Below are 25,940 nucleotides of genomic sequence, written 5' to 3'. Positions count from 1 at the left end.
GCGTTACCGGTTATGTCAGGCTAGCCTCTATGCTTTTATATGTTATTAAAATTAATCCTTTGTTTTCATTGTTCTATGCTCAATTTATTACTCAATAAAAGTTGATTGAGCATATTTATCTACTAGACTCTTAAGACAGCTTTCAGCTTCCTTGGTTCATAATCCGGTCTTTAGCAGGCAAGATGTGAGAAGCATCTCGAATAATCATTCTTGTTTTGGTGCTAAATAGTCACCATAACATTGGTTAAGTTGTAGCCATACTATTAAAGTTTGTTGCGATACGGCAATTGATGTAAATCAACAAAGTGAATGGAATTAACATTCTCGCGTTGTTAGCATGCTGTTAACATTATAGAATCCACTCCAATCACTAAAAGAATGATTGAAAGGCGTACTGGATCTACGTTATTGGGCAATACTTCAAGGAAGGCAGATAGCTGGAAGTAAGTGTTTTTTTGAAAACTTTAAGTTATCATCAAAAATACATTACCTGTATGTTATGTTTTTGCCTAGAATTTATTCTATTAGCACAGTTTCGTCACAAATTTAGGTACCGCCAAATGCAAACCCCGCAGATTCTTATCGTTGAAGATGAGCAAGTAACTCGTAACACTCTAAAGAGTATTTTTGAAGCAGAGGGATATGCTGTTTTTGAGGCTAGCGACGGTGAAGAGATGCACCAAGTGCTATCTGACAACCAAGTTAACCTTGTAATTATGGACATCAACCTTCCAGGTAAGAATGGCCTACTACTTGCGCGTGAACTACGTGAGCAAGCAAACGTAGCGCTTATGTTCTTAACTGGTCGTGATAATGAAGTTGATAAGATCCTTGGCCTAGAGATCGGCGCTGATGACTACATCACTAAGCCTTTCAACCCTCGTGAACTGACTATCCGTGCACGCAACCTTCTGAACCGTTCAATGAGCACAAGCTCTGTTCAAGAAGAGAAGCGTAGCGTTGAGAAGTATGAGTTCAACGGTTGGGTACTAGATATCAACAGTCGTTCTCTGGTTAGCCCAGATGGCGAAGGCTACAAGCTACCTCGTTCAGAGTTCCGTGCTCTACTTCACTTCTGTGAGAACCCAGGTAAGATCCAAACACGTGCTGACCTTCTTAAGAAGATGACTGGCCGTGAGCTTAAGCCACACGATCGTACTGTAGACGTAACAATCCGTCGTATTCGTAAGCACTTTGAATCTGTTTCTGGTACGCCAGAAATCATCGCAACGATTCACGGTGAAGGCTACCGCTTTTGTGGTGACCTAGAAGACTAATTCGATTCGCGCCTCTTACCATTTAGCACTACTCACCAGTAAGTGTTTTGAACACTAGAAGCGTCATCAATAGTTATTAAAAAGGGAGAATGCCAACGCATTCTCCCTTTTTTATTGTTCTTAATTGGATAAGATTTTAGTAAACCGTATCCACCTTAACGTCTTTCTCTACTAACCACTTCACGGTTTCGCCATCTTTAAGTTCCACCGCCACATCAACAGGCTTGTCACTGTCGATTTCTAGCTGCCATACAAACGCGACTTCCCATTGAGTTTCACTGTGTGTTCTTAAATCAAGATCGTCAGCCGTTACCAACAAGGTGTCTGCACCCTGTTTAACCGTAACACTTTCAACCGCAAGCGTTGCTGGCAGTTGTGAGTCTGACTCTAGGTAGATAGCACCATGTAGGGTCTTATCTTGAGTCTCGCCAATCGTTGGCATCTTGTTGTGCCAAAGGTTGCTTTTCATGGTAACTGTTGCTGCAGATACTTCGACTTGATTATCTTGCTGCCATTCTACTTGTGGCGCAGAACAACCCGCTAATGCCACTACACATGCGGCGAATGCTAATTTTTTCATTATTCTTCTACCTTTGATTTAACCAACTCTTTAAAACTTCAATGTCATTCTGGTATTCGTTATTTATCTCATCAACCCAATCTGAAATGTTCTCCCACCACGCAGGCAAATCTGGAGATTGAGCTTTCTGGGCAACTTGTTGGATGCGTTTCAGACCAATAGAACCTGCAGCACCTTTAATCTTATGTGCCTCAGAAACGATACTGGCTTTATCTTTCGCGACCATGTTGGAGTTCAATATTTCCATATACTCCGGCATCATATCTTCGAACATCGCGATGCTATCCAAAACCGGTTTCGGTCCAACAATATCAACATAAGACTCTAGCATATCAATATCAAGCAAAGTGGTATCAATTTCTGAAAGAACAGGCTTACTCGCGTCGACTTTATCAATGCTCTCAACCTTATCGGTGCCCGCTACCTTCTCAATTACCTCTGGTGCATCTTCGATAAGTTCACTGATGACATCTTGGATAGCTCGAACCGACAAAGGTTTACTGATCGCTTCGTCCATGCCTTTCTGGAAGTACTCTTGCTTGTTGTTTAATACGTTCGCAGTTAACGCCACCAAAGGCGGTAGCTGGCTGTATTTCTCGCGGTAGTATTGAGCAATATCGAAACCCGTCATATCTGGCAGTTGGATATCCAACAACACCAAATCATAGTCTTCAGGATTGAAAGCAATTTGCGCCTCTTTACCCGTCATCACGACTGTCACTTCATGGCCAAGGCTTTCAAGTAGAGAGCGAGCCACTGTGATATTGAGTTCAATGTCTTCGACCATAAAGATCTTAAGATTCGACTGTTTTCTTGGCGTTTTGATCAGAGCCTGAGTATCGTGATTCACTGGAACTCGAATCGAAACCGTAAAGGTACTGCCAAAGCCCTCTTCACTGATGACTTCAATGTGGCCATCCATCATATTAATTAGCTGTTGAGAGACAGCGAGACCAATACCCGTGCCGACAGCGTGCAAGTTGTCCGTGCCCGATTTCACCTGATAGTACATCGCGAAGATCTTCTCGATTTCACTTTCAGGGATACCAATACCAGTATCTTCCACTTCCATCGTAATGTTGGCAAAGTCACCATCAATGTCGGCGCTGACTGTCATCACCACTCCACCATCTTTGGTGAACTTCATCGCGTTACTAACAAGGTTCCACAGTACCTGTCTAAGACGAGTACCATCCACCTCAACAGCAGCTGGAAGATCAGACAATCTTTCTAGATCGAACCTTAACCCTTTCTGCTCAGCCATCAACGCAGAGATACTTTCGATCTCGACAACGAAATCTTCAAAGTTAATAGGCGTAGGGAAGAGTTCAAGCTTACGGCGGTCGAACTTATCCATATCAATAATATCGTTGAAGATATTACCCAGTGTCACCGCGCTCACCTTGATGGTTTGCATCTGCTTGCGCTGTTCGGTGGTCAGTTGGCTATCAAGCAGCATGCGGCTCAAGCCAATGATGCCGTTGAGCGGCGTTCTTAACTCGTGGCTAATAGTTGAGATAAAGGTGGTCTTATCGCGGCTGGCTTTTTCTAACGACTCTTGATGCTCTTTACGTTCAGTAATATCGCGGCCAAAACCAACCAAGCCCAAGTGACGACCATCTTTGCTGTAGAAAGGCACTTTACGCAGTTCGAAGTAACTCTTGCGGCCATCTGGGTATTCAAGCCATTGGTCATAAGTCAATGCTTGGTTGTCAGCAAATACTTTCTTATCGGTTTCAACAACTTGCTGAGCGACCTCTTTACTGTAAACATCCCAAGGAGTTAAACCAACTAGCTCTTTTTCTGTTTTACCAGTGAGCTCTTCAACCGCACGGTTACAACCAGAGAACACACCATCTTCATTACGGTAGTAAATAAGGTCAGGCGAGGCATCAATAAACGAGCGTAACAGTGCAGTACGTTCTGCGAGTTCAAGCTGAGTACGCTCGCGCTGGAACACCTCGTTTTCGAGATCTTGCATTGCTTCTGCGCGCGCTTCTTCCGCTTTTTCACGCTCTTCAATTTCTTGATTAAGCTTCTCGATATTGAGCTGCATTTTATTGTTGAGTTCTTGGTCTCGCTCACGCATGTCGCCAAGTTTAGAGACCAATTTCGCTAACCTTTGACGTGATTCTTCCAACTGGTCCACGACCACTGACAGAAAATAAACCGCCCAAGGCGTGATCACTAAACCGAAGAAAACTGAACGGACAATGTCGATGTCATCAACATTGCCTTTGAGTGCAAGGGTGATACCGACTTGCACAACAACAGCGAGGGCAACAAGCGCTAGGGCGAGTAAGATAGAAAAGCGGACAATCCCCAGTTTTACGAGTAGATCCACGTAATACTGGGCAAGATTTTTCATGGGTTTCATTTAGCGCTCCATGCGATAAGACTAGCAATATTCTACCCTGTTTGAAGATGGGAGGTAAGCTAGCTACATCACACGCAGCAAGTGTTCAGCGGTAATTTCGAAGGTTAATTAACCAATACAAATACTAACTAAGCAAAAATAGCCGGGGATAATCAAATTGCCAATTTTATAGCGTTAGCGAATTGAGTATGGATGCACCATTGAACGGTTGCGACCGTCTGATTTCGCTTGATACAACGCACTATCAGCCAAGGCAACAGCCGATTCCATTTCATCATCAGGTGTAGGAATGTAAGAGATAATACCAATACTCACCGTGATGAATTCAGAGACTGTCGACTTCTCATGCGCAAGTTCCAATTTTAGGACTTCATCATGAATACGCTGCGCCACCAGCTGAGCACCTTCGGTCGTTGTATTTGGCAGAATAAAGCCGAACTCTTCACCACCATAACGAGCCACACAATCAGATGAACGATTCAACACCTGCTTAAATGCCTGAGAAACCTGAATCAAAGCATCATCGCCTTGTTGGTGTCCGTAAAAGTCGTTGTAGCCTTTAAAGAAGTCGATATCACATAGCATGATCGTCAGTGGCAGCTTCTCACGCACATGATAATGCCACAGTGTAGAGAGCTGTTCATCGAAACGACGTCGGTTAGACACTTTAGTCAGGCTATCCATAAAGCTGAGGCGTTCAAGTTCAAGGTTGGCTTCTTCAAGCTTTTGTTCTGCTAGATAACGCTCTGTAATATCACGCGCCATGATCAACACACCATTAGTGCTCGATGCTGGATCTCTAAACGGTGATTTGACTACATCATACCAAGTAAATGTTCCATCACTTGAGACCACTTTGTCGATATAACGCAGTGATTTACTTTGATGAAGCACTTGATGATCGGTTTCTGATATTCGCGTATAGATGCTATGTGGCACCACATCTTGTAAACGTTTACCGATCAAGTCACTGACTTCAGAGATACCCAGCGCAGCCACAAATGGTTTATTACACGCTTGATAAACCATGTTTTCATTAAAGATACCAATCGAGTCTGGGCTGGCCTCCAGGAGGTTTTGCAAGATGGTGTCACGCTGCGCAAGTGCCACTTCGGTATCTTTTCGCTTCTCCATCTCGCCACGCAGTTTCTGCTGCATGTCATGCCAATCGGTCACATCATGACTAATAGAGAGCGTGCCGATGGTTTCTCCATCTTGGGAAAGCAGCACACTTTGGTAGGTTTCAAGCAAGCAGCTTTTTCCATCTTGATCTGTAGTCCAAGAGCGTTCACTTACACGACCTTTTAATACTCCACCAGAAACACTCAGGGTGCCCTCTTCAGCACGACCATGCCAAAACTTTTTAAACGAGCGATTACTCGTCACTAACTGACCTTTCTGATCTTTCACGTAGATCAGCTCAGACAAAGAATCCAAAGCGGTACGAGCAACATTCAGTTCTCGAACTTCTTGGGACAGTTCTTCGTTAGTGTTTTTATAAGGTGAGGCGTGAATCATCCAAGCCTGCTTATTTCTAAAATGGATCTTACGACCGATCAAGTTGATCTTGAACGACTCAAATTCAGAAAGCGCCCACAGGGAGACCTGCTCGAAGGCTCGAGAGTTGATGTGGTTGGTTAAGTAGTGACGAAAGCTGTTCTCGCTTTCCACAGTAGGAAAGCGAAAATTAACACCGATTTGGCGGATACCAAGCAACTGCATGGCTTGGCGATTGGCATAGAGTATTTCGCCACTTCGAACATCAACAAAGTAGAGTGGCGACGGGGTAGCAAGTAGAAGCGTTTCGATATGCGACTGATAACGAGAATAGAGATGCCAGCAGATGAGAGCAATCAGCAATACAACAACGATATAAATACCGTAGCCATACGCCCTGTCCCACAACCAAGTCATTACCAGTTCCATTTACTCTCAATCTATACCATAAAATCTGCTAGGGAAATGTTACCACTATTTATTGGTTTTATCTGCTGTTACCTACAGTCACCCATTTCTATTAATTGGCCGCGTTTAAAACAGGCAACGTGTACTCGAATGCAGAGCCCGTTTTGATGCCTTGAGCACCGGTTTTATCCAACGAACGACCTATTTCAGTCATCGCTAACCAGCGGTTCTCACACCATAAAGGAGAAAGTAAGGTTGGGCGTCTCGCCGCTGAAGAAACACGGTGATAAACCACGTCCGCAGGCGTGCGTTGAATGATCTCACTCGCGATATCGATGTACTCTTCAAGGCTTGGGGCTTCTAGCTTTCCTGCCTTCCACGCCTTAGCCATGGTACTGCCCTCTACTATATGAAGGCCGTGCAGCTTAATACCATCGGTGCCAACGGCTAATACCTTGTCTAAGGTTTCAAGGTTATCCGCTTTGGTTTCTTTTGGTAGACCAACAATCAGGTGAGTACACACCTTGATACCTAAAGCGCGTGCGCGTTGGGTGATCGTTTCATACACCGCAAAATCGTGGCCGCGGTTAATTCGCTTGAGGGTTTTATCATTGGCGGTTTGCAGGCCAAGCTCGAGCCAAATCTCATAGCCTTGTTTAACGTAGCCCGCTAACAGATCCAACACCGCATCAGGCACACAGTCTGGTCGCGTACCAACACAAAGGCCGACGATCTCTGCACCGGGTGCTTTTAGCGCCTCTTCATACATATTCTTGAGCACTTGCACCTCAGCATAAGTGCTGGTGTACGCCTGAAAGTAAGCCAGATACTTCTTAGCACGAGCAATTTCACCCGCACGATCTTTTAGTTGTTCTGCAATACTCTGAACCTGAGTTTGTTCATCGGCAAAGGAAGCCACGTTACAAAACGTGCAACCTCCACGGCCAATTGTCCCGTCTCGGTTTGGGCAGCTGAAACCACCATGAAGCGTCAGCTTGTGAACCTTCTCGCCATAACGGCGTTGAAGGTCTTGGCCGATAGTATTGACCAACTCGTGTAATTGCATATTTTCAAAGCACTCAAGTAAATAAGAATGAATATCAGTCTTTTTTGAAAAAAAATTACATCCCTGCAAAATTCGACCAATTAGTTTACTCAAGGCTTTTTGCGAGCAACCTAACAAATATCAATAAACATGCAAAAAATCGGCTCTATTTGCCTAATGTTGCACATTTGTTAGGCATTAAATTCAAAATAAAACGAAAAAAATGGTCTACATGGGTCAACTTTCATTGCAATTCGCCTAGACAAAATTGTAGGATACTTACACATATTGGCTATTTTTGAGTATTTACTTACAACGAAAACTTGCTAATAAGTCGGTGATATCTAACTCCCACCTATATAAACCACTAGTTTGTGGTTAAAAATAAACAGGTATCACTAAGGATTGTTTTTCTCGCAATACTTTTCCTGCGAGATACGGAAAGGATTCAAACCGCCAGCATAGGCAGGTTTAGACCCATAAATATAAAAGGACAAGGCTGACTTTATACAAATAAGTTGCGCCTAGATTTAACTGGAAGGATGTATCTATGGTAGATCAAGAGCAGAACTCACAGGGTCTGTATACTCCTGAATTGGAGCATGACGCTTGTGGTATCGGTTTTGTTGCGCATCTAAAGAATCGCAAATCTCATGATGTAGTAACTCAAGCACTCGATATGCTTGCACGTATGGAACACCGTGGCGGCCAAGGCTGCGATCCGTGTTCTGGTGATGGTGCAGGTATCCTGCTACAGAAGCCGCACGAATTCTTACTAGAAGAAGCCGTAAAGCTTGGAATTAAGCTGCCATCTTTTGAAAAATATGGTGTTGGTGTTGTACTTTTCCCTAAAGATGAACACAAACGTGCACAGTGTCGTGACATTCTAGAACGCAATGCACAACGCCTTGAGTTAGAAGTTATCGGTTACCGTGAACTTCCAACGGACAATTCAATGATTGGTGCTGACCCACTAAGCACTGAACCTCAATTTGAACACGTATTTATTTCTGGCGGCCCTGGTATCACACCAGAAGAGCTTGAGCGTAAACTGTATGTTCTACGTAACTACACGGTTCGTGTATGCCTAGAAAGCGTTTCAAATATCGGTGATGACTTCTATATCAACTCTATGTCTTACAAGACATTGGTGTACAAAGGTCAGCTAACAACTGAACAAGTTCCTCAGTACTTCCTAGATCTGCAAAACCCAACCATGGTGACAGCTCTAGCACTAGTACACTCTCGCTTCTCTACCAATACATTCCCACGTTGGCGTCTAGCTCAGCCTTTCCGTTACATCGCGCACAATGGCGAAATCAATACGGTTCGCGGCAACCTGAACTGGATGAAAGCACGTGAAGCAATCCTAGAATCGGATCTGTTTACACAAGCTGAAATCGACATGCTGCTTCCTATCTGTCAGGAAGGTAGTTCGGATTCATCAAACTTCGATATGGCACTGGAACTACTTGTTCTTTCAGGTCGTACTCTGCCACACGCGTTGATGATGATGATCCCGGAAGCATGGCAAGAAAACAAAAACATGGATCCAACTCGTCGTGCGTTCTACCAGTACCACGCGAACGTAATGGAACCATGGGATGGCCCAGCATCAGTATGTTTCACCGATGGTGTTCAAGTAGGTGCAACACTTGACCGTAACGGTCTGCGTCCTTCTCGCTACACAGTAACTAAAGACGACTTCCTAGTAATGGCGTCTGAGTCTGGTGTTGTTGAGATTGCACCTGAAAACGTTGAGTACCGTGGTCGTCTACAACCAGGTCGTATCTTCGTTGCTGACCTTGAGCAAGGCCGCATCATTTCTGATGAAGAAGTGAAAGACAGCATTGCTAAAGCACAACCTTACGAAAAGTGGGTTGAAGAGAACCTTCTGAGCCTGAAAAAGCTACCGGATGCGAGCAACGAATTTAGCCAACCTTCTCCAGAGAAACTACTACACAAACAACAATCGTTTGGCGTGAGTTCTGAAGAAGTAAACGAAATCATTCTACCTCTTGCGAAAACAGGCTACGAGCCACTTTCTGCAATGGGTGCTGACTGGCCGCTAGCGATTCTTTCTCACCAATCGCAGCACCTTTCAAACTACTTCAAACAGTTGTTTGCACAAGTAACTAACCCGCCGATCGACCCGATTCGTGAGCGCATGGTTATGTCTCTGAACACTTACCTAGGTAAAGACCAGAACTTACTTGCTGAAACACCTGAGCACTGTCAAAAAGTAGAACTTGAGTCTCCAGTACTGTCTAACTCTGAGTTAGAAAAACTGCGTGCAATCGATAACGAGCACCTTCAGGCGAAGACGCTGGATATCGTATTCCAAGCAAATGGCGACCAAGGTAAGTTAGAGCGCGCACTTAAGCGTATCTGCCAATACGCAGAAGACGCAGTGATTGATGGCTACTCTATCATCCTACTGACAGACCGTGCGGTTAACTCTAACCATGCCGCTATTCCAGCAATGCTGGCGGTTGGCGCGGTTCACCACCACCTAATCCGTAAAGGTCTACGTGCTAAGTGTGACATCGTTGTTGAAACGGGCGACGCTCGTGAGACACACCACTTTGCAACGCTTATCGGTTATGGTGCAAACGCAGTTAACCCATACCTAGTTATTGAAACGATTGTTGAACTGCAACGTACTAAGAAGCTAGATCCAAACGTACACCCACGTGAGTTATTCGATAACTACCGTAAAGGTGTTAACGGCGGTCTACTTAAGATCTTCTCTAAGATGGGGATCTCTACGCTGCAGTCTTACCACGGTGCACAAATCTTTGAAGCACTTGGTGTTAGCAAATCAGTGGTTGAAAAATACTTCACAGGTACTGTTTCTCGTATCCAAGGTCTAACGATCGACGATATCGCGCGAGAAGTATTGGTTCGTCACCGTGTTGGTTACCCAGCTCGTGAAATTCCAGCTCAGATCCTTGATGTTGGTGGTGTTTACCAGTGGAAACAACGTGGTGAGAAACACTTATTCAACCCAGAAACGATTTCTCTACTTCAAGAATCGACGCGTAACAAAGATTACGGTCAGTTCAAGAAGTACGCAAAAGCAGTTGATGACCAAGGCGACAACGCAGCAACGCTACGTAGCCAACTGGACTTCATCAAGAACCCTGCAGGCTCTATTCCTCTAGCAGAAGTAGAACCAATCGAGAACATTCTTAAGCGTTTCGCAACCGGCGCAATGAGCTTTGGTTCAATCTCGCATGAGGCTCACTCAACACTGGCTGTTGCGATGAACCGCATTGGCGCGAAATCAAACTCAGGTGAAGGTGGTGAAGATCCAGCACGTTTCGAACGTAAAGAAAACGGCGACTGGGAACGTTCAGCAATCAAACAGGTGGCTTCTGGTCGCTTTGGTGTAACGTCTTACTACCTATCTAACGCTGATGAGCTACAAATCAAGATGGCTCAAGGTGCGAAACCGGGCGAAGGTGGTCAACTACCTGGTGATAAGGTTGATGACTGGATCGGCGCAACGCGTCACTCGACTCCGGGCGTAGGTCTTATCTCGCCACCGCCACACCACGATATCTACTCAATCGAAGATTTGGCTCAGCTGATCTACGATCTGAAAAACGCGAACCGTAACGGCCGTGTCAACGTGAAGCTAGTATCAGAAGCTGGCGTAGGTACGATTGCATCGGGTGTAGCGAAAGCGAAAGCTGACGTGGTACTTATCGCAGGTTTTGATGGTGGTACGGGTGCATCTCCGATGTCTTCTATCCGTCATACCGGTCTGCCTTGGGAGCTGGGTCTAGCGGAAACGCACCAAACACTACTGAAAAACGGCCTACGTAACCGTATCGTTGTTCAATCTGATGGTCAGATGAAAACACCACGTGATCTTGCAGTAGCAACGTTACTTGGCGCTGAAGAATGGGGCGTAGCAACAGCAGCTCTAGTGGTTGAAGGCTGTATCATGATGCGTAAGTGTCACAAGAATACATGTCCTGTTGGTATCGCTACACAGAACAAGACTCTGCGTGAACGTTTCGACGGCCGCGTAGAAGACGTAGTCACTTTCTTCCAATACATGGCTGAAGGTCTGCGTGAAGTAATGGCTGAACTTGGCTTCCGCTCTATCGATGAGATGGTTGGTCAATCGCACAAACTTAAAGTTCGTGATGACATCGGCCACTGGAAGTACAAGAACCTAGATCTAACACCTGTACTGCACATTGAGCAGGCACGTGAAGAAGATGGTATCTACAACCAGACGCAACAAAACCACAACCTAGAAGACGTTCTAGACCGCAAGTTGATTCAAGCTGCGATTCCAGCTCTTGAGAAAGGCGAAGCCGTGAATGCGAGCTTCCCTATCATCAACACGGACCGCTCTGCTGGTACCATGCTGTCGAACGAAATCTCGAAGGTTTACAAAGACCAAGGTTTACCACAGCCAATGAACGTTAAGTTCCACGGTAGTGCTGGTCAATCTTTCGGTGCGTTCCTTGCGAAAGGCGTTAAGTTCGAAGTAGAAGGCGACGCGAACGATTACTGGGGTAAAGGTCTGTCTGGCGGTACTTTGGTACTGTACCCAGATGCGAAATCTTCTATCGTTGCTGAAGATAACATCGTGGTTGGTAACGTATGTTTCTACGGTGCGACCTCAGGTGAATCTTTCATTCGCGGTATGGCAGGCGAACGTTTCTGTGTTCGTAACTCAGGTGCGAAGGTTGTTGTTGAGGGCGTTGGTGACCACGGTTGTGAATACATGACTGGTGGTGTTGCCATTATCCTTGGTTCAACAGGTCGTAACTTTGCTGCGGGCATGAGTGGCGGTGTTGCTTATGTTTGGGACAAAGCGGGTGACTTCGAAACCAAGCTCAACCCTGAACTTGTAGACCTAGATCCAATTGAACAAGAAGATAAAGATCTTCTACTGGATATGCTAACTAAGCATGTTGAATTCACAGGAAGTGAAGTTGCTCAATCTTTCCTAGACAACTTTGAAGCAAGTGTTGCATCGCTAGTTAAAGTAATGCCACGCGACTACAAAACTGTTCTTGAAAAGCGTAAAGCTGAAGCACAACAGGCACAAACGGAAGAAGTGGAGGCAGTATAATGGGTAAGCCTACTGGATTTTTAGAACACGGTCGTGAGCTTCCAAAGAAGCTCGACCCGTCAGTTCGAATTGAAGACAACAAAGAGTTCGTACTTAACGAAGAGTTTGGTGAAAAGATCAATACTCAAGCCTCTCGTTGTATGGACTGTGGCGTACCTTTCTGTCACAACGGCTGTCCGATTGGTAACATCATCCCAGAATTCAATGATGCGGTTTACCGTGACAGCTGGGAAGAGGCTTGGAACATCCTAAGCTCTACCAACAACTTCCCTGAGTTTACCGGTCGTGTTTGTCCTGCTCCTTGTGAAAGTGCCTGTGTTCTTGGTATCAACCAAGACCCAATCACTATCTGTAATATCGAGAAAACGATTGTCGAAACTGCGTACCGTGAAGGGTACGCAAAACCTAAAACACCACGCTCTCGCACAGGTAAAACTGTCGCAGTTATCGGTTCAGGTCCTGCTGGCTTAGCCGCAGCGGAGCAGCTAAACAGCGCTGGTCACTCGGTAACGGTATTTGAACGTGACGAGAAAGTCGGTGGTCTACTTCGCTTCGGTATCCCAGACTTCAAACTGGGTATGGACGTGATTGATCGTAAGATCAACCTAATGGCTGAAGCGGGCGTTGAGTTTAAAGTTAACCAACACATCGGTGTTGATGTTAACGCTCAGCAGCTACGCCAAGAGTTTGATGTGGTATTGCTAACGGGTGGTTCTACGGTTCCACGTGACTTGCCAATCCCTGGTCGTGAGTTGAAAGGCGTTCACTTTGCCATGGAATTCCTTGGTCAAAACAACCGCCGTGCTAACAACCTAGATCTTAAAACAGAAGAGATTCACGCTAAAGATAAGCACGTTGTGGTTATCGGTGGTGGTGATACTGGTTCTGACTGTGTGGGCACATCAAACCGTCATAAAGCAGCAAGCATTACTCAAGTTGAGATCATGCCGATCCCACCAGAGAAGCGCCCTGCAAACATGCCTTGGCCTCAATACCCAATGATCATGAAAACCACCACTTCTCACGAAGAAGGTTGTGAACGTCACTGGAACATCTTAACCAAAGAGTTCATCGGTAACGAGCAAGGTCAAGTGACGGGTCTACGTATTGCTGACATCGTTTGGCAAGATGCGAAACCAGGTGAGCGTCCAGGCTTTGATGAAGTCGCGAACTCTGAACGTGTTATTCCTTGTGACATGGCATTCCTAGCAATGGGCTTCTTACACCCGGAGCCAACCGGCGTGCTTGCTCAACTAGACATTAAACTGGACGAGCGCGGTAACGTCGCTTCTGAAGGTTTTGCAACGAACCAGAAAGGCGTTTTCGCTGCTGGTGATATGCGTACTGGTCAATCTCTAGTTGTACGTTGTATTAATGAAGGTCGTGAATGTGCAATTGCGATTGATGACTTCTTAATGGGTAACTCAAACTTAGAAGCGAAAGCTGATTCACTCATGCTTTCCGCATAATATTTCTCGGGCTAACGTCAATTACGTTAGCCTAGAGGAAAAGCAATACCCTTCCTAACTTTTATATTTGGCTAGCACTCGATGCTAGCCTTTTTTCTATCTGGTCTTTGGCGTTTTCAAAATCATCCTGTTGTATATGTTAAATCTCGTTAACATTCACCTTATATATCTCATTGATATCCATCGACTATTTTAGATTATTAAGTGGCTAATCGCGTTTATGCATGATAATTAACCATGAACTTGACCTTAAACACAATTAGCTATACGTTGTAAAGCTGATGAAAATAAAATCAATCGGTTTTGTTAACACAACCAATAACGTTTTAACTGGCTAAAGCAAACTATCAGTTTATAAAAAACAACAAGTATATGAATAGTTAGTCATTTACTGTCTGGATGACAGAGAAGCAAAAGGGAGAATTGCAATGGCTCTATATGATCCTAGTCTTGAAAAAGACAACTGTGGATTTGGTTTAATAGCGCAAATGGAAGGCCAACCTAGTCATAAGTTGGTAAGAACTGCTATTTCAGCCCTCGATCGCATGACACACCGTGGTGGAATCGCTGCGGATGGTAAAACCGGGGATGGCTGTGGCTTATTACTACAGAAGCCTGACTCTTATCTCAGAATTATTGCTGAAGAGAATAACTTCAAGCTCGGCAAGCAATACGCTGTCGGCATGATTTTCTTCAGCCAAGATCCAATCAAAGCGCAATCCGCGCAAGACATCGTCAATAAAGAGCTCGCTCAAGAGACCTTAACGGTTGCAGGTTGGCGCGTAGTACCGACCAACACCGACGTATTAGGTCCAATCGCAAAAGATTCCGTTCCCAATATTCAGCAAGTGTTTATCTCAGCACCTGCAGGGTGGCGTGAACGCGATATTGAACGACGCCTTTACATCGCTCGTCGTCGAATTGAAAAGCAGATCACAGAAGACAAAGATTTCTATATTTGTAGCCTTTCGACACAAGTCATGGTTTACAAAGGCTTGTGTATGCCGGCCGATCTTCCACGATTTTACCTCGATCTTGCTGACTTACGTATGGAATCGGCGATATGCCTGTTCCACCAGCGCTTCTCAACCAATACTCAGCCGCGTTGGCCACTGGCTCAGCCATTCCGCTATTTGGCGCACAATGGTGAGATCAATACCATCGAAGGTAACCGTCAGTGGGCTAAAGCTCGTGCCTATAAATTCTCTTCACCACTGCTGCCCGATTTACAAACGACCGCACCCTTTGTGAATGAGACAGGCTCAGATTCATCAAGTCTAGATAACATGCTCGACCTGTTCCTTGCCGGTGGTATGGATGTATTCCGAGCGATGCGTATGCTCGTGCCGCCCGCTTGGCAAAACCACCCAGACATGGATCCCGATCTGCGTGCATTCTACGACTTCAACTCCAAGCACATGGAACCGTGGGATGGCCCTGCAGGTATCGTCCTTTCTGATGGTCGTTACGCTGCGTGTAACCTAGATAGAAACGGCTTACGCCCTGCGCGTTATGTGATTACCAAAGACAACCTAATCACGCTGGCCTCTGAAGTAGGCATCTGGAATTATGCGCCAGACGAAGTGGCAGAGAAAGGGCGTGTCGGCCCGGGTGAACTACTCGTCATAGATACGCGCCGCGGTAAACTGTGGCAATCTAACGAGATCGATAATGACCTTAAAGGTCGCCATCCCTATAAAGAGTGGATGGAAAAGAACGTTCACAAACTCACACCGTTTTCCGATCTGCCCGATGAGCAAGTCGGTAAGCGCAGCTTTGACGATGACACGCTCAAGACCTACCAAAAACAGTTTGCGATGAGCAACGAAGAGTCGGACCAAGTACTGCGTGTGCTTGGTGATATGGGGCAAGAAGCAGTAGGCTCAATGGGCGACGACACGCCAATGGCTGTGCTCTCTTCAAAAGAACGCTTGGTCACTGATTACTTCCGTCAAAAGTTTGCACAAGTCACCAACCCACCGATTGATCCATTGCGTGAAAAACACGTGATGTCTTTGGCGACCAGTATTGGTAAAGAGATGAACGTGTTCTGTGAAACAGACGGTCACGCCTATCGTGTCACGTTTGATTCACCAGTACTGCTTTACTCAGACATGCAGCAGCTTCTGCAGTTGAGTCAAAAACATTATCGTCATGTCATTCTCAGCATGCACTACGACCCGAATAACCAAGATCTAGAACAAGCAATCAAAGCAGTATGTGATAGCGCCGAACAAGAAGTCAGCGAAGGTGCGGTTTTAGTTGTGCTGTCGGACAAAGGTTTAGAGAAAGGAAAACTACCGATCCCTGCAGCCATGTTGGTTGGTGCGGTGCAAACAAGGCTTGCTGATACCAACCTGCGTTGTGATGCCAACATCGTTGTTGAGACAGCAACTGCGCGCGACCCACACCAATTTGCTGTGCTGCTTGGCTTCGGTGCAACCGCGGTTTACCCATACCTCGCTTATGAAGCGTTAGGTAAAATGTTGGATGATGGCTCTTTAGATAAAGATTATCGTGCCGCAATGCAAAATTACCAAAACGGCATCAACAAAGGTCTGTACAAGATCATGTCGAAGATGGGAATTTCAACCATTGCCTCTTATCGCTGTTCACAGCTTTTCGAAGCCGTTGGCCTTCATTCCGATGTTGTTGAGCTCTGTTTCCGCGGAGTTACCACTCGAATCCAAGGCGCAAGCTTTAGCGATTTCCAACAAGATATCTATAACTTATCGCGTAAAGCCTGGACTAAGCGTAAGCCAATCGAGCACGGTGGTTTACTCAAATACGTACACGGCGGCGAATATCACGCCTATAACCCTGATGTGGTTGGCACTCTGCAAACTGCAGTAAAAACAGGTGAGACATCGGATTATCTCTCTTTTGCTAAGCAAGTAAATGCTCGTCCAGCTGCGATGTTACGCGACTTAATGAGCCTCAAAAAAGCCGATCAGCCTCTACCACTAGAGCAAGTCGAGCCTAACAGCGATCTGTTTAAACGCTTCGACTCTGCGGCAATGTCGATCGGTGCTTTGAGCCCAGAAGCGCATGAAGCATTAGCAATGGCGATGAACCGCTTGGGTGGTTACTCAAACTCTGGTGAAGGTGGTGAAGACCCTCGACGCTTTGGTACTGACCGTAACTCTCGTATCAAGCAGATAGCTTCCGGTCGTTTTGGTGTGACGCCACATTACTTAACCAATGCGGATGTTTTGCAGATCAAGGTCGCGCAAGGTGCGAAGCCTGGAGAAGGTGGTCAACTGCCCGGCCATAAAGTTACCGCAGAAATCGCTAAGCTGAGATATTCAGTTCAAGGGGTGACACTGATCTCCCCTCCTCCACATCACGATATTTATTCTATCGAGGATCTAGCGCAGCTGATTTTCGACCTTAAACAAGTGAACCCTAAAGCCTTGGTTTCAGTAAAGTTAGTATCGGAACCGGGTGTAGGCACGATTGCAACTGGTGTAGCGAAAGCCTATGCCGATCTGATCACCATTTCTGGCTACGATGGCGGTACCGCGGCAAGCCCTCTAACCTCGGTAAAATACGCAGGTTGCCCTTGGGAGCTCGGCTTAGCAGAAACTCAACAAGCACTGGTTGCTAACGGGCTTCGTCATAAGATCCGCCTGCAAGTCGATGGTGGTTTAAAAACTGGCCTTGATGTGATTAAAGGTGCGATTCTCGGTGCAGAAAGCTTTGGTTTTGGTACCGCGCCAATGGTCGCAATGGGTTGTAAGTTCTTACGAATTTGTCACCTAAACAACTGTGCGACGGGTGTTGCGACTCAAGATGAAACACTACGCCGCGAATACTTCAAAGGCCTGCCAGACATGGTGGTGAACTACTTTACAGGCCTAGCTGATGAAGTTCGCCAATACCTTGCAGAACTCGGCGTAGAAAAACTCACGGACCTGATTGGTCGTACTGACTTACTTGAAGCCGTTCAAGGCCTCACCGCGAAACAGAACAAGCTCGATCTCTCTTCAATACTCGAAGCTCCGGTATCTCCAGAAGGTCACCCTCTGTTTTGGACCGAGCCAAACGCACCATTTGATAAGGCTCAGCTCAACCAGCAGATCCTTGATGATGCCATTGATGCGATTGAGAAACGTCAATCCACCAGCCTTTACTACAACGTAATCAACACCGATCGCTCGGTTGGCGCTCGTATCTCTGGCGAAATCGCGAAACGCTACGGTAACCAAGGCATGGCGGGCTCACCAATTAAGTTGTACCTCGATGGTACAGCAGGCCAATCTTTTGCGGTTTGGAACGCCGGTGGCGTCGAGTTATACCTAACGGGCGATGCCAATGACTATGTTGGCAAAGGCATGGCTGGCGGCAAAGTGGTTATCAAGCCTCACCAAGGCACTGCATTTGTTTGTAACGAAGCGACCATCATCGGTAACACCTGTTTGTATGGTGCAACCGGAGGCAAGCTATTTGCAGCAGGAACTGCCGGCGAGCGATTTGGCGTGCGTAACTCAGGCACGGTTACTGTGATTGAAGGCGCTGGTGACAACGCCTGTGAATACATGACCGGCGGTATTGTTGCCATTCTTGGCGCAACTGGCGTCAACTTCGGTGCGGGTATGACAGGTGGCTTCGCTTATGTCATGGATAAGAACGAAGACTTCCAAGGTCGAGTAAATAACGAGTCGGTCGAGGCACTTTCTCTGTCTGACTTATTTATCCACCAAGAACATCTGCGTGGCTTAATTGCAGAGCACTTAGAAGAGACTGGCTCAGTACACGCTGAAGCTATTCTGGCGAACTTTGATGAATGGATTCCGAAGTTCTACCTAGTGAAGCCGAAGACGGCGGACCTTAATACCTTGCTCGGTCATCAAAGCCGCAGCTCTGCTGAACTTCGTGTTCAAGCGCAATAATTGGAAGGAGCCAATAATGAGCCAGAATGTATACCAATTTATTGATGTGAATCGCGTAGATCCAGCGAAGAAACCAATCAAAATTCGTAAGATTGAGTTTGTAGAGATCTACGAACCTTTCACTAAACAACAAGCTAAGGCGCAAGCTGACCGCTGTTTAGACTGTGGTAATCCTTACTGTGAATGGAAGTGCCCAGTCCACAACTACATCCCTCAATGGCTCAAGCTTGCCAATGAAGGGCGCATTATCGAAGCGGCTGAACTTTCCCACCAAACCAACAGCTTGCCTGAGGTTTGCGGACGAGTTTGTCCTCAAGACCGTTTGTGTGAAGGCTCTTGTACCCTCAACGACGATTTCGGCGCAGTAACCATCGGCAACATTGAAAAATATATCAATGACAAAGCGTTTGAGATGGGTTGGAAGCCAGACATGTCGCATGTCGAATGGACTGATAAAAAGGTCGCAATCATCGGTGCAGGCCCCGCAGGTCTTGCTGCTGCTGATATCTTAGTTCGAAACGGTGTGAAGGCCGTAGTATTTGACCGCTATCCGGAGATCGGTGGCCTGCTCACGTTTGGTATCCCATCGTTCAAACTAGAGAAAGGCATCATGGAAAACCGTCGCCGTATCTTTAGTGGTATGGGTGTCGAATTTAAGATGAATACCGAAGTCGGTAAAGACGTTCAACTACAACAACTGGTCGATGACTACGATGCTGTCTTCTTAGGTGTCGGTACCTATAAAAACATGCGTGCTGGGTTAGATAACGAAGACGCACCGGGCGTTTATGATGCACTGCCATTCCTTGTTTCCAATACCTACAAGGTCATGGAACTGGATAACCCAACACCATTCATCGACATGAAAGGCAAAAAAGTGGTTGTGCTCGGTGGTGGTGATACCGCGATGGACTGTGTCCGAACTTCGATTCGTCAGCATGCAGCTAATGTTGTTTGTGCTTATCGCCGAGATGAAGCGAATATGCCGGGCTCTCGCCGTGAGGTGAAGAATGCGCGTGAAGAGGGTGTGAAGTTCAAGTTCAACCTCCAACCTATTGGCTTAGAGCTTAACAGCGCTGGTCATGTGGTTGGCGTTAAATTCGTGAAAACCGCTTTGGGTGAACCTGATGAAGCAGGCCGTCGTCGCCCAGAGCCTGTCGAAGGCAGTGAACATGTTCTTGAAGCCGATGCTGTGATCATGGCATTTGGTTTCCAACCTCATGCGATGGAATGGCTAGAACCCTTCGGTGTGGAACTCGATCAGTGGGGTCGTATCAAGGCTCCCGGTAAACAAGAGTTTCAATACCAAACCACCAACAGCAAGATCTTTGCAGGTGGCGATGCGGTTCGAGGATCTGACTTGGTAGTAACCGCTATCGATGAGGGCCGTAAAGCCGCAGAAGGGATCTTGGATTACCTAGAAGTGTGACTAATCTAAGGTTTCCTTTATTACTCAGGCCGTTACTATAAAAAAGGGATCCAATGATGGATCCTTTTTTAAATTAGATACGTTTATCACAAGCATCACGAAAATACGTAAAACAATTACAAATAAACCAATGCCGATAACTACAATTAGAATTAAAAACAAGCCATAGGAAACACCATGAAAAAAGCCGCTCTCCTTTCTCTATCTCTTTTAACTTTAACCGCATGCAGCCAAGGAATCACGAACATGAAAGACAGAACTTCATCACCTTGTGGAGACAAACCAAACTGCGTATCAACTCAAGATGACCGTGAGCAGCATGCATTGGACACGTTTGAGTTATCTGACTCAGCAAACTTAGATGCGATTGAGCAGGTTGCACTAACTTTACCTGGATCGAAAACCGCGAGTAAAACAGAAGATTATCTGCGTATTGAATGTACTTCTCGCATCATGCGCTTTGTCGATGACTTAGAACTTAAGATCACTGATGACAAACTGATCGTGCGTTCAGAATCTCGCACTGGCCATTCTGATTTTGGCGTAAACAGAAAACGTGCAGAACAACTTCGTGCTAGCTTAAAAAGCGAAGGCCTAATCAAATAGATAAAAGAATCCGCAGATAAATCACTGCTATTCGGATGAGAAGTGCCTCTGGGCAGTCGCTCGACACTTCTTATCCATGCTACAATTTCGCTCTACTGTTTAAATATTATTTATTAAGAGACTACACATGAAAATCGGCATCATTGGCGCAATGGAGCAAGAAGTTGCGATCCTAAAAGCAGCAATTTCAGACATTACTGAAGTTAATAAAGGCGGTTGTACCTTTTTCTCTGGTCAGCTAAATGGTGTTGACGTTGTTTTGCTTCAATCAGGCATTGGTAAAGTAGCAGCAGCAGTTGGTACTTCAATCCTACTAAGCGAATACCAACCAGATGTCGTTCTAAACACTGGCTCTGCTGGCGGTTTTGATTCAACACTGAACCTTGGCGATGTTGTTATCTCGACTGAAGTTCGTCACCACGATGCAGACGTAACGGCTTTCGGTTACGAAATCGGCCAAATGGCAGGTCAACCTGCAGCGTTCAAAGCTGACGACAAACTGATGGCTGTTGCTGAACAAGCTCTAGCACAAATGGAAGATAAGCATGCCGTTCGCGGTCTAATCTGTACTGGCGACGCATTTGTTTGCACAGCAGAACGCCAAGAGTTCATCCGTAAGCACTTCCCATCCGTGGTTGCTGTAGAGATGGAAGCATCGGCTATCGCTCAAGCTTGTCACCAATTCCAAGTACCATTCGTGGTTGTTCGTGCAATCTCTGATGTTGCAGACAAAGAATCACCAATGAGCTTCGAAGAGTTCCTGCCACTAGCAGCGCAAAGCTCTTCTGAAATGGTTATCAAGATGGTTGCCCTACTAAAGTAAGCGACTAGACATGCAAACACTGTTTGATCAGGTATTTGCAAATGGCGTGCTCCTTGTGATGTGGGGAGCACTGCTTTTTCATTTAATTTTACCTATCCCCCATGCCGCACACCCCACGACCTTATGGCATAAGTTTGCTGAGCTTTTAGCAAGCAAGGTTAATAACAACCACAACTATTCCCAAAGTTTAATCTCAGGCACATTAGCCTGGGGGTTAATGGTACTGCCAACTCTGGTTATTCTATTGGCACTGCAACCATTGGTTTGGCAATCTCAACTGTTTGAATTGGCACTGTTATTACTCGCGATTGATTGGCGCAATAATGAAAAACTGGCTAACCAACTGATCAAAGTACTTGGCCGAGAAGATAAAGCGGCCGCTCGTCAGTTACTGGCTCCGATTGTCAACCGTCAAACCGAATCACTTTCGTCACTTGGCCTCGGCAAAGCCGCCACAGAAACCATAGTCATGGGTTACGCTCGTAACGTAGTTTGTGTGTTGTTCTGGTACGCCATTGGTGGTGGAATCGCTGCGTTAATGTATCGCCTTGTGGTCGAGTTAGCTCGAGCTTGGTCGCCAAGTCGCAAGCAGTTTTCTCCTTTCGGCTCAACGGCAATCAAGATCGTCGCTATCCTAGAACTTATACCAATGCGCTTATTTGCCTTGATGATCGTCTTTGGTGATAAAGCAACGCACACATTTAAGATGATGCTAGTCCAAAGTCGCTCTTGGCCACTACCCGGCCCAGCCTGGTTAATCACGGCTGTTGGCAACAAGCTGGAGTTATCATTAGGTGGCCCTGCGATTTACGACAACACTAAAGCCATTCGCGCAAAATTAGGCGGAAGAATCGCACCGTCAGCTCTGCATCTATCTCAGGTTCAGAAACTACTCTTTGGTCGCATCGCTATCTGGATCTTTTTACAAAGCCTAGCCTTACTATTTATTCACCAAGGGATTTAGAGTGGAATCTTCAGCACTTGTTACAAGTCTTACTATTTTGTCTTCCAGCTTATGGCTGCCTTTATCATTTGCAGAAGAAGTACCACTGACTCAAGAACAAGTACAGCCGGCTCAACGCGTGGTCAGCCTTGCTCCTCATGCCACTGAACTCGCGTACAGCGCAGGTTTAGGTAACAACCTTGTCGCCGTAAGTGAACGAAGTGATTACCCACCACAAGCCGATAAGCTTGAAAAAGTGGCAAACTATCAAGGCATCAAGGTTGAGAAGATCATCGCACTTCAGCCTGATTTGATTCTTGCGTGGCCAGCGGGAAACCCGCCCAGAGAGCTCGCGAAACTAGAGCAATTTGGTTTTAATATTTACTACTCCAAGACCAAAAGCCTAGACAGTATCGCAACCAATATTGAACAACTGAGCCAATACGCTAGCGATCCAAGTATTGGCGAAAATAACGCTCAGCAATACAGAGAGCAGCTCAACGCCTTGAGACTAAAATACAAAGATGCCGAGTCAGTAAACTACTTCTACCAACTCAGTGAAAAGCCGATCATCACTGTTGCTCAAGGACACTGGCCAAGTGAGGTGTTTGAGTTTTGTGGTGGACACAATATTTTTGAAGACAGCGCCTCTCCCTATCCGCAAGTTGGTATTGAACAAGTTGTATTAAGAAAACCGCAAGTGATCTTCACTTCTCAGCACGCGATTGAGAATGGAACCATGTGGCAAACATGGGAAGATGAGATCCCAGCTGTCGCTCAAAATCAGATTTGGTCCCTCAATTCAGACTGGATTAATCGCCCGACAACAAGAACTTTGAAAGCGATCCAACAAGTATGCGATTTCTTCGATAGAGCTAGGCAAAATCACTAACTATTTGCTGCGTTTTTTCGTACAATTCGCCACCGACCTGTCCCTACAATTTTAACTATAAGAGCACCAGTATCATGGACTCCATGCTGCTTTATATTATCGATTTATTTGGCACTGCCATCTTTGCTGTCTCAGGCGTATTTGTCGCAGGCCGTCTTAAGATGGATCCCTTTGGCGTAGCCGTTCTAGGCAGTGTTACCGCAATTGGTGGCGGTACTATTCGTGACATGGCATTGGGTGCAACTCCCGTGTTTTGGATCACCGATACCACCTACCTTTGGGTCATCATCATCACCTGTTTGCTGACCATGATTATTGTAAGACGCCCGAAACGTCTGGCTTGGTGGATATTGCCGGTATGTGATGCGATTGGCCTAGCGGTGTTTGTTGGCATTGGTGTAGAAAAAGCACTTATCTATCAAGATTCAGCACTAGTGGCGATCATCATGGGTGTCATCACCGGCTGCGGTGGCGGTATTATCCGCGACGTACTTGCCCGTGAAGTGCCTATGATTCTAAGAAGTGAAGTCTACGCGACCGCTTGTATCATTGGTGGTACTTTCCATACCATGGCGATCAGCATGGGGCACGATTCAGAAACTGCATTTCTGGCCGGCGTGTTCTCAACACTATTGATAAGGCTTGGCGCTATTCGTTGGCATTTATCATTGCCGACCTTCGCCATCAAATAAGCTAACGTTACAAAGTGAAAGGCTCCGTAAAGGAGCCTTTCTTAATTTGAGCTCCCCAACACAATTATTATGCTCTCGCGCTACACGTGCGAGCATAGCTAAAAATACCTAACTTGGTTCAAAGCTTTAGTTTCAAGACTAGAGAATGAATGTTGTTTGAGGTAAGTTGAAAAAATCATTCCCAAATTTCATGAATATAACCCAATGCTACTCGAAGGAATCGAAACTCTACTGGTATTGAGTAAAGCAAAGACCATGAGCCGCACAGGCAGTTTGCTTTATATCAGCCAATCAGCGGTCAGCAAACGGATTGCGAATTTAGAAAAGAAGCTAGGTAAAAAGCTCATTGAACCGAGTGGCCGACAGATAAAACTCACGCCAGATGCGATAGCATTAATAGAGAGTATTGGCCCGACATTCAATGAACTTCGCGGGCTTATTTATGAACAGCAAGAGTTGGAAGATACTACTCTCATCACCCTAGACAGCTCTAAGTCTCTGATAGCCGGTTATTTAGGTGAGATGATGGGCCAGTTCATCCAGCAAGATAAGTACATCACCATTACCACCAACCACACGCCGAGAATCATAGAGCGAGTGCAATCTGGTAAGGCGACCTTGGGGTTGTGTGCTGGCTTACTGCCACCGCATCATGGGTTGATGACCTTCCATCTATTTGATGAGCCGTTTTACATAGTGAGTAAGTCACCGCTAACGGAGCTTCCTCCAATGGTCATCACTAACGACATGACCAACCCTGCCAATTCTTATCAACTTTCTGTATTAGAGAAGTTTGGTATCAAACCCTTGATGGAGATGGATGCCTACACCGCAGCGGCTCAACTTGCATTGGGCGGGACTGGGCCAGCGTTAATACCGCTCTCTATCGTAAAAACACTCAATATTGAGCCTCAATATCTGTATAGCTTCACCGAATTAGCAGGCTTGATTCGGCCGATTCATATCTGTGTCAGACCAAATAGTTACCAGTCTCCACGAGTTAAAACACTGATAGAATCCATTGTTGATGCTGTTCCCAAAGCAGTTTAGACGCCATTAGCATCGACATCACGATCACAAGGGGGCGAATCCATTTCTGCCCTTTTGTCACCACCACTTTAGCGCCAAGCTGAGCGCCCATAAATCCACCGACCGCCATCACTAATCCCAACTCCCAAATAGGCAAACCAGCCAAAATAAAGAAAATTAAGGCAGCGATATTCGAGGTAAAGTTAAGTACTTTAGTACGCGCCGTAGCATCGACTAACGAGAAGTGACCAATAGCAACAAAGCAGACGGTGAAGATAGAACCTGTTCCTGGGCCAAAAAAGCCATCATAGAAACCCACGCCGCCACCAATACACAGAGCAAACATCGCCTCAGAGATCTTCTGTTTTCCTTCAGACGCTCTAGTTTGGGGTGCCAACAGGAAATAGAGAGAGATAGCGATAAGCAGCAGTGGGATAACACTGGTCAGTAGGCTCGCATCAATGTGCTGGACTAACTCAGCGCCAATTGCAGAGCCAATAAAGGTACAAAAGATAGCAAGGCGCATCTCTTTGATGCTGACGATACCGTTGCGCACGAAATACCAACTCGCAGAGAAGCTGCCAAATGAGCTTTGGAGTTTGTTAGTTGCCAATGCCTGCGTCGGTGGAACTCCAGCCGCTAGCAATGCAGGTAGAGTCAGTAACCCACCGCCGCCAGCCATTGCATCAATAAAGCCTGCTGCCGTTGCAACAACAAACAAGATAGCCAATATTTCTAGAGTGATTTCCATATACCCAACGCCTTAAAATCCTGTGTAACGACAAGTTACCACTCACAGCAGACGAGCAATAACGAAACACAAGATTCTAACCTATTCCAAATATTCATCATTAAGCTACCGCGGAATAACAGACATAAAAAA

General features: G+C 45.9%; 16 protein-coding genes and 1 pseudogene. 12 read left to right on the top strand and 5 right to left on the bottom strand.

The genetic code is table 11. The features are described 5' to 3' along the window. Window positions 1–29: 29 nt before the first annotated feature. Both ACED41_RS02440 and arcA read left to right on the top strand, forming a co-directional pair. Window positions 30–131: pseudogene (locus ACED41_RS02440) on the top strand (ribonuclease activity regulator protein RraA); the annotation flags it as partial. Window positions 132–560: 429 nt separating this feature from the next. Next, window positions 561–1,277: a two-component system response regulator ArcA gene (gene arcA, locus ACED41_RS02435; RefSeq protein ID WP_004741534.1), complete on the top strand. Its 717-nt coding sequence runs from the start codon at window positions 561–563 to the stop codon at window positions 1,275–1,277. Window positions 1,278–1,413: 136 nt separating this feature from the next. Here arcA and ACED41_RS02430 read toward each other — a convergent pair whose 3' ends face one another. The 4 genes from ACED41_RS02430 to ACED41_RS02415 form a co-directional block, all read right to left on the bottom strand. Then, window positions 1,414–1,857, bottom strand: a complete 444-nt coding sequence (locus tag ACED41_RS02430) for a hypothetical protein (RefSeq protein WP_017062884.1) — start codon at window positions 1,855–1,857, stop codon at window positions 1,414–1,416. Between the two features lie 7 nt (window positions 1,858–1,864). Beyond that, window positions 1,865–4,234, bottom strand: coding sequence for an aerobic respiration two-component sensor histidine kinase ArcB (gene arcB / locus ACED41_RS02425; RefSeq protein WP_017062885.1), 2,370 nt, complete (start codon window positions 4,232–4,234; stop codon window positions 1,865–1,867). Between the two features lie 174 nt (window positions 4,235–4,408). Further along, on the bottom strand, window positions 4,409–6,160 hold the full coding sequence (locus ACED41_RS02420) for a diguanylate cyclase domain-containing protein (protein WP_017059307.1): 1,752 nt from the start codon (window positions 6,158–6,160) through the stop codon (window positions 4,409–4,411). Window positions 6,161–6,251: 91 nt separating this feature from the next. Continuing rightward, on the bottom strand, window positions 6,252–7,205 hold the full coding sequence (locus ACED41_RS02415) for a TIGR01212 family radical SAM protein (protein ID WP_017062887.1): 954 nt from the start codon (window positions 7,203–7,205) through the stop codon (window positions 6,252–6,254). A gap of 529 nt (window positions 7,206–7,734) precedes the next feature. Here ACED41_RS02415 and gltB (ACED41_RS02410) point away from each other — a divergent pair. The 10 genes from gltB (ACED41_RS02410) (at window position 7,735) to ACED41_RS02365 (ending at window position 25,078) form a co-directional block, all read left to right on the top strand. Beyond that, complete coding sequence (gltB, locus tag ACED41_RS02410; protein WP_371724412.1) at window positions 7,735–12,282, top strand: glutamate synthase large subunit; 4,548 nt, start codon at window positions 7,735–7,737, stop codon at window positions 12,280–12,282. Then, complete coding sequence (locus ACED41_RS02405; protein WP_017066517.1) at window positions 12,282–13,751, top strand: glutamate synthase subunit beta; 1,470 nt, start codon at window positions 12,282–12,284, stop codon at window positions 13,749–13,751. The genes gltB (ACED41_RS02410) and ACED41_RS02405 overlap by 1 nt, the downstream gene beginning before the upstream one ends. 428 nt (window positions 13,752–14,179) lie before the next feature. Then, complete coding sequence (gltB, locus tag ACED41_RS02400; RefSeq protein WP_371724411.1) at window positions 14,180–18,643, top strand: glutamate synthase large subunit; 4,464 nt, start codon at window positions 14,180–14,182, stop codon at window positions 18,641–18,643. A gap of 16 nt (window positions 18,644–18,659) precedes the next feature. After that, window positions 18,660–20,072 (top strand): FAD-dependent oxidoreductase, encoded by a 1,413-nt coding sequence (locus tag ACED41_RS02395; RefSeq protein ID WP_050651923.1) that lies wholly within the window; start codon window positions 18,660–18,662, stop codon window positions 20,070–20,072. A gap of 177 nt (window positions 20,073–20,249) precedes the next feature. Then, window positions 20,250–20,678 (top strand): DUF1499 domain-containing protein, encoded by a 429-nt coding sequence (locus tag ACED41_RS02390; RefSeq protein ID WP_010434771.1) that lies wholly within the window; start codon window positions 20,250–20,252, stop codon window positions 20,676–20,678. 127 nt (window positions 20,679–20,805) lie between these two features. Beyond that, window positions 20,806–21,501, top strand: coding sequence for a 5'-methylthioadenosine/S-adenosylhomocysteine nucleosidase (gene mtnN / locus ACED41_RS02385; RefSeq protein ID WP_012603226.1), 696 nt, complete (start codon window positions 20,806–20,808; stop codon window positions 21,499–21,501). Between the two features lie 10 nt (window positions 21,502–21,511). Continuing rightward, window positions 21,512–22,465: a cobalamin biosynthesis family protein gene (locus ACED41_RS02380; RefSeq protein ID WP_371724410.1), complete on the top strand. Its 954-nt coding sequence runs from the start codon at window positions 21,512–21,514 to the stop codon at window positions 22,463–22,465. A gap of 1 nt (window position 22,466) precedes the next feature. Further along, window positions 22,467–23,336, top strand: a complete 870-nt coding sequence (gene btuF, locus ACED41_RS02375) for a vitamin B12 ABC transporter substrate-binding protein BtuF (RefSeq protein ID WP_017062892.1) — start codon at window positions 22,467–22,469, stop codon at window positions 23,334–23,336. 74 nt (window positions 23,337–23,410) lie between these two features. After that, window positions 23,411–24,028 (top strand): TRIC cation channel family protein, encoded by a 618-nt coding sequence (locus ACED41_RS02370; RefSeq protein ID WP_017062893.1) that lies wholly within the window; start codon window positions 23,411–23,413, stop codon window positions 24,026–24,028. 204 nt (window positions 24,029–24,232) lie between these two features. Beyond that, the gene (locus tag ACED41_RS02365; RefSeq protein ID WP_017059296.1) at window positions 24,233–25,078 is read left to right on the top strand and encodes a LysR family transcriptional regulator; all 846 of its coding nucleotides are present in this window, start codon (window positions 24,233–24,235) and stop codon (window positions 25,076–25,078) included. Here the strand turns inward: ACED41_RS02365 and ACED41_RS02360 are convergent. Beyond that, on the bottom strand, window positions 25,029–25,808 hold the full coding sequence (locus ACED41_RS02360; RefSeq protein WP_012603222.1) for a TSUP family transporter: 780 nt from the start codon (window positions 25,806–25,808) through the stop codon (window positions 25,029–25,031). The genes ACED41_RS02365 and ACED41_RS02360 overlap by 50 nt on opposite strands. Window positions 25,809–25,940: the final 132 nt, after the last annotated feature.

This window comes from Vibrio sp. 1F255, from assembly GCF_041439145.1.
GTDB classification, from domain to species: Bacteria; Pseudomonadota; Gammaproteobacteria; order Enterobacterales; family Vibrionaceae; genus Vibrio; species Vibrio crassostreae_C.
The sequence above is the reverse complement of the archived record's forward strand: the minus strand, read 5'-3'. Positions and strand labels throughout refer to the sequence as shown.

Coding starts and splice junctions, on each gene's coding strand:
- arcA (WP_004741534.1), top strand. CDS start 561: ATGCAAACCCCGCAGATTCTTATCGTTGAAGATGAGCAAGTAACTCGT.
- ACED41_RS02430 (WP_017062884.1), bottom strand. CDS start 1,857: ATGAAAAAATTAGCATTCGCCGCATGTGTAGTGGCATTAGCGGGTTGT.
- arcB (WP_017062885.1), bottom strand. CDS start 4,234: ATGAAACCCATGAAAAATCTTGCCCAGTATTACGTGGATCTACTCGTA.
- ACED41_RS02420 (WP_017059307.1), bottom strand. CDS start 6,160: ATGGAACTGGTAATGACTTGGTTGTGGGACAGGGCGTATGGCTACGGT.
- ACED41_RS02415 (WP_017062887.1), bottom strand. CDS start 7,205: ATGCAATTACACGAGTTGGTCAATACTATCGGCCAAGACCTTCAACGC.
- gltB (WP_371724412.1), top strand. CDS start 7,735: ATGGTAGATCAAGAGCAGAACTCACAGGGTCTGTATACTCCTGAATTG.
- ACED41_RS02405 (WP_017066517.1), top strand. CDS start 12,282: ATGGGTAAGCCTACTGGATTTTTAGAACACGGTCGTGAGCTTCCAAAG.
- gltB (WP_371724411.1), top strand. CDS start 14,180: ATGGCTCTATATGATCCTAGTCTTGAAAAAGACAACTGTGGATTTGGT.
- ACED41_RS02395 (WP_050651923.1), top strand. CDS start 18,660: ATGAGCCAGAATGTATACCAATTTATTGATGTGAATCGCGTAGATCCA.
- ACED41_RS02390 (WP_010434771.1), top strand. CDS start 20,250: ATGAAAAAAGCCGCTCTCCTTTCTCTATCTCTTTTAACTTTAACCGCA.
- mtnN (WP_012603226.1), top strand. CDS start 20,806: ATGAAAATCGGCATCATTGGCGCAATGGAGCAAGAAGTTGCGATCCTA.
- ACED41_RS02380 (WP_371724410.1), top strand. CDS start 21,512: ATGCAAACACTGTTTGATCAGGTATTTGCAAATGGCGTGCTCCTTGTG.
- ACED41_RS02370 (WP_017062893.1), top strand. CDS start 23,411: ATGGACTCCATGCTGCTTTATATTATCGATTTATTTGGCACTGCCATC.
- ACED41_RS02365 (WP_017059296.1), top strand. CDS start 24,233: ATGCTACTCGAAGGAATCGAAACTCTACTGGTATTGAGTAAAGCAAAG.
- ACED41_RS02360 (WP_012603222.1), bottom strand. CDS start 25,808: ATGGAAATCACTCTAGAAATATTGGCTATCTTGTTTGTTGTTGCAACG.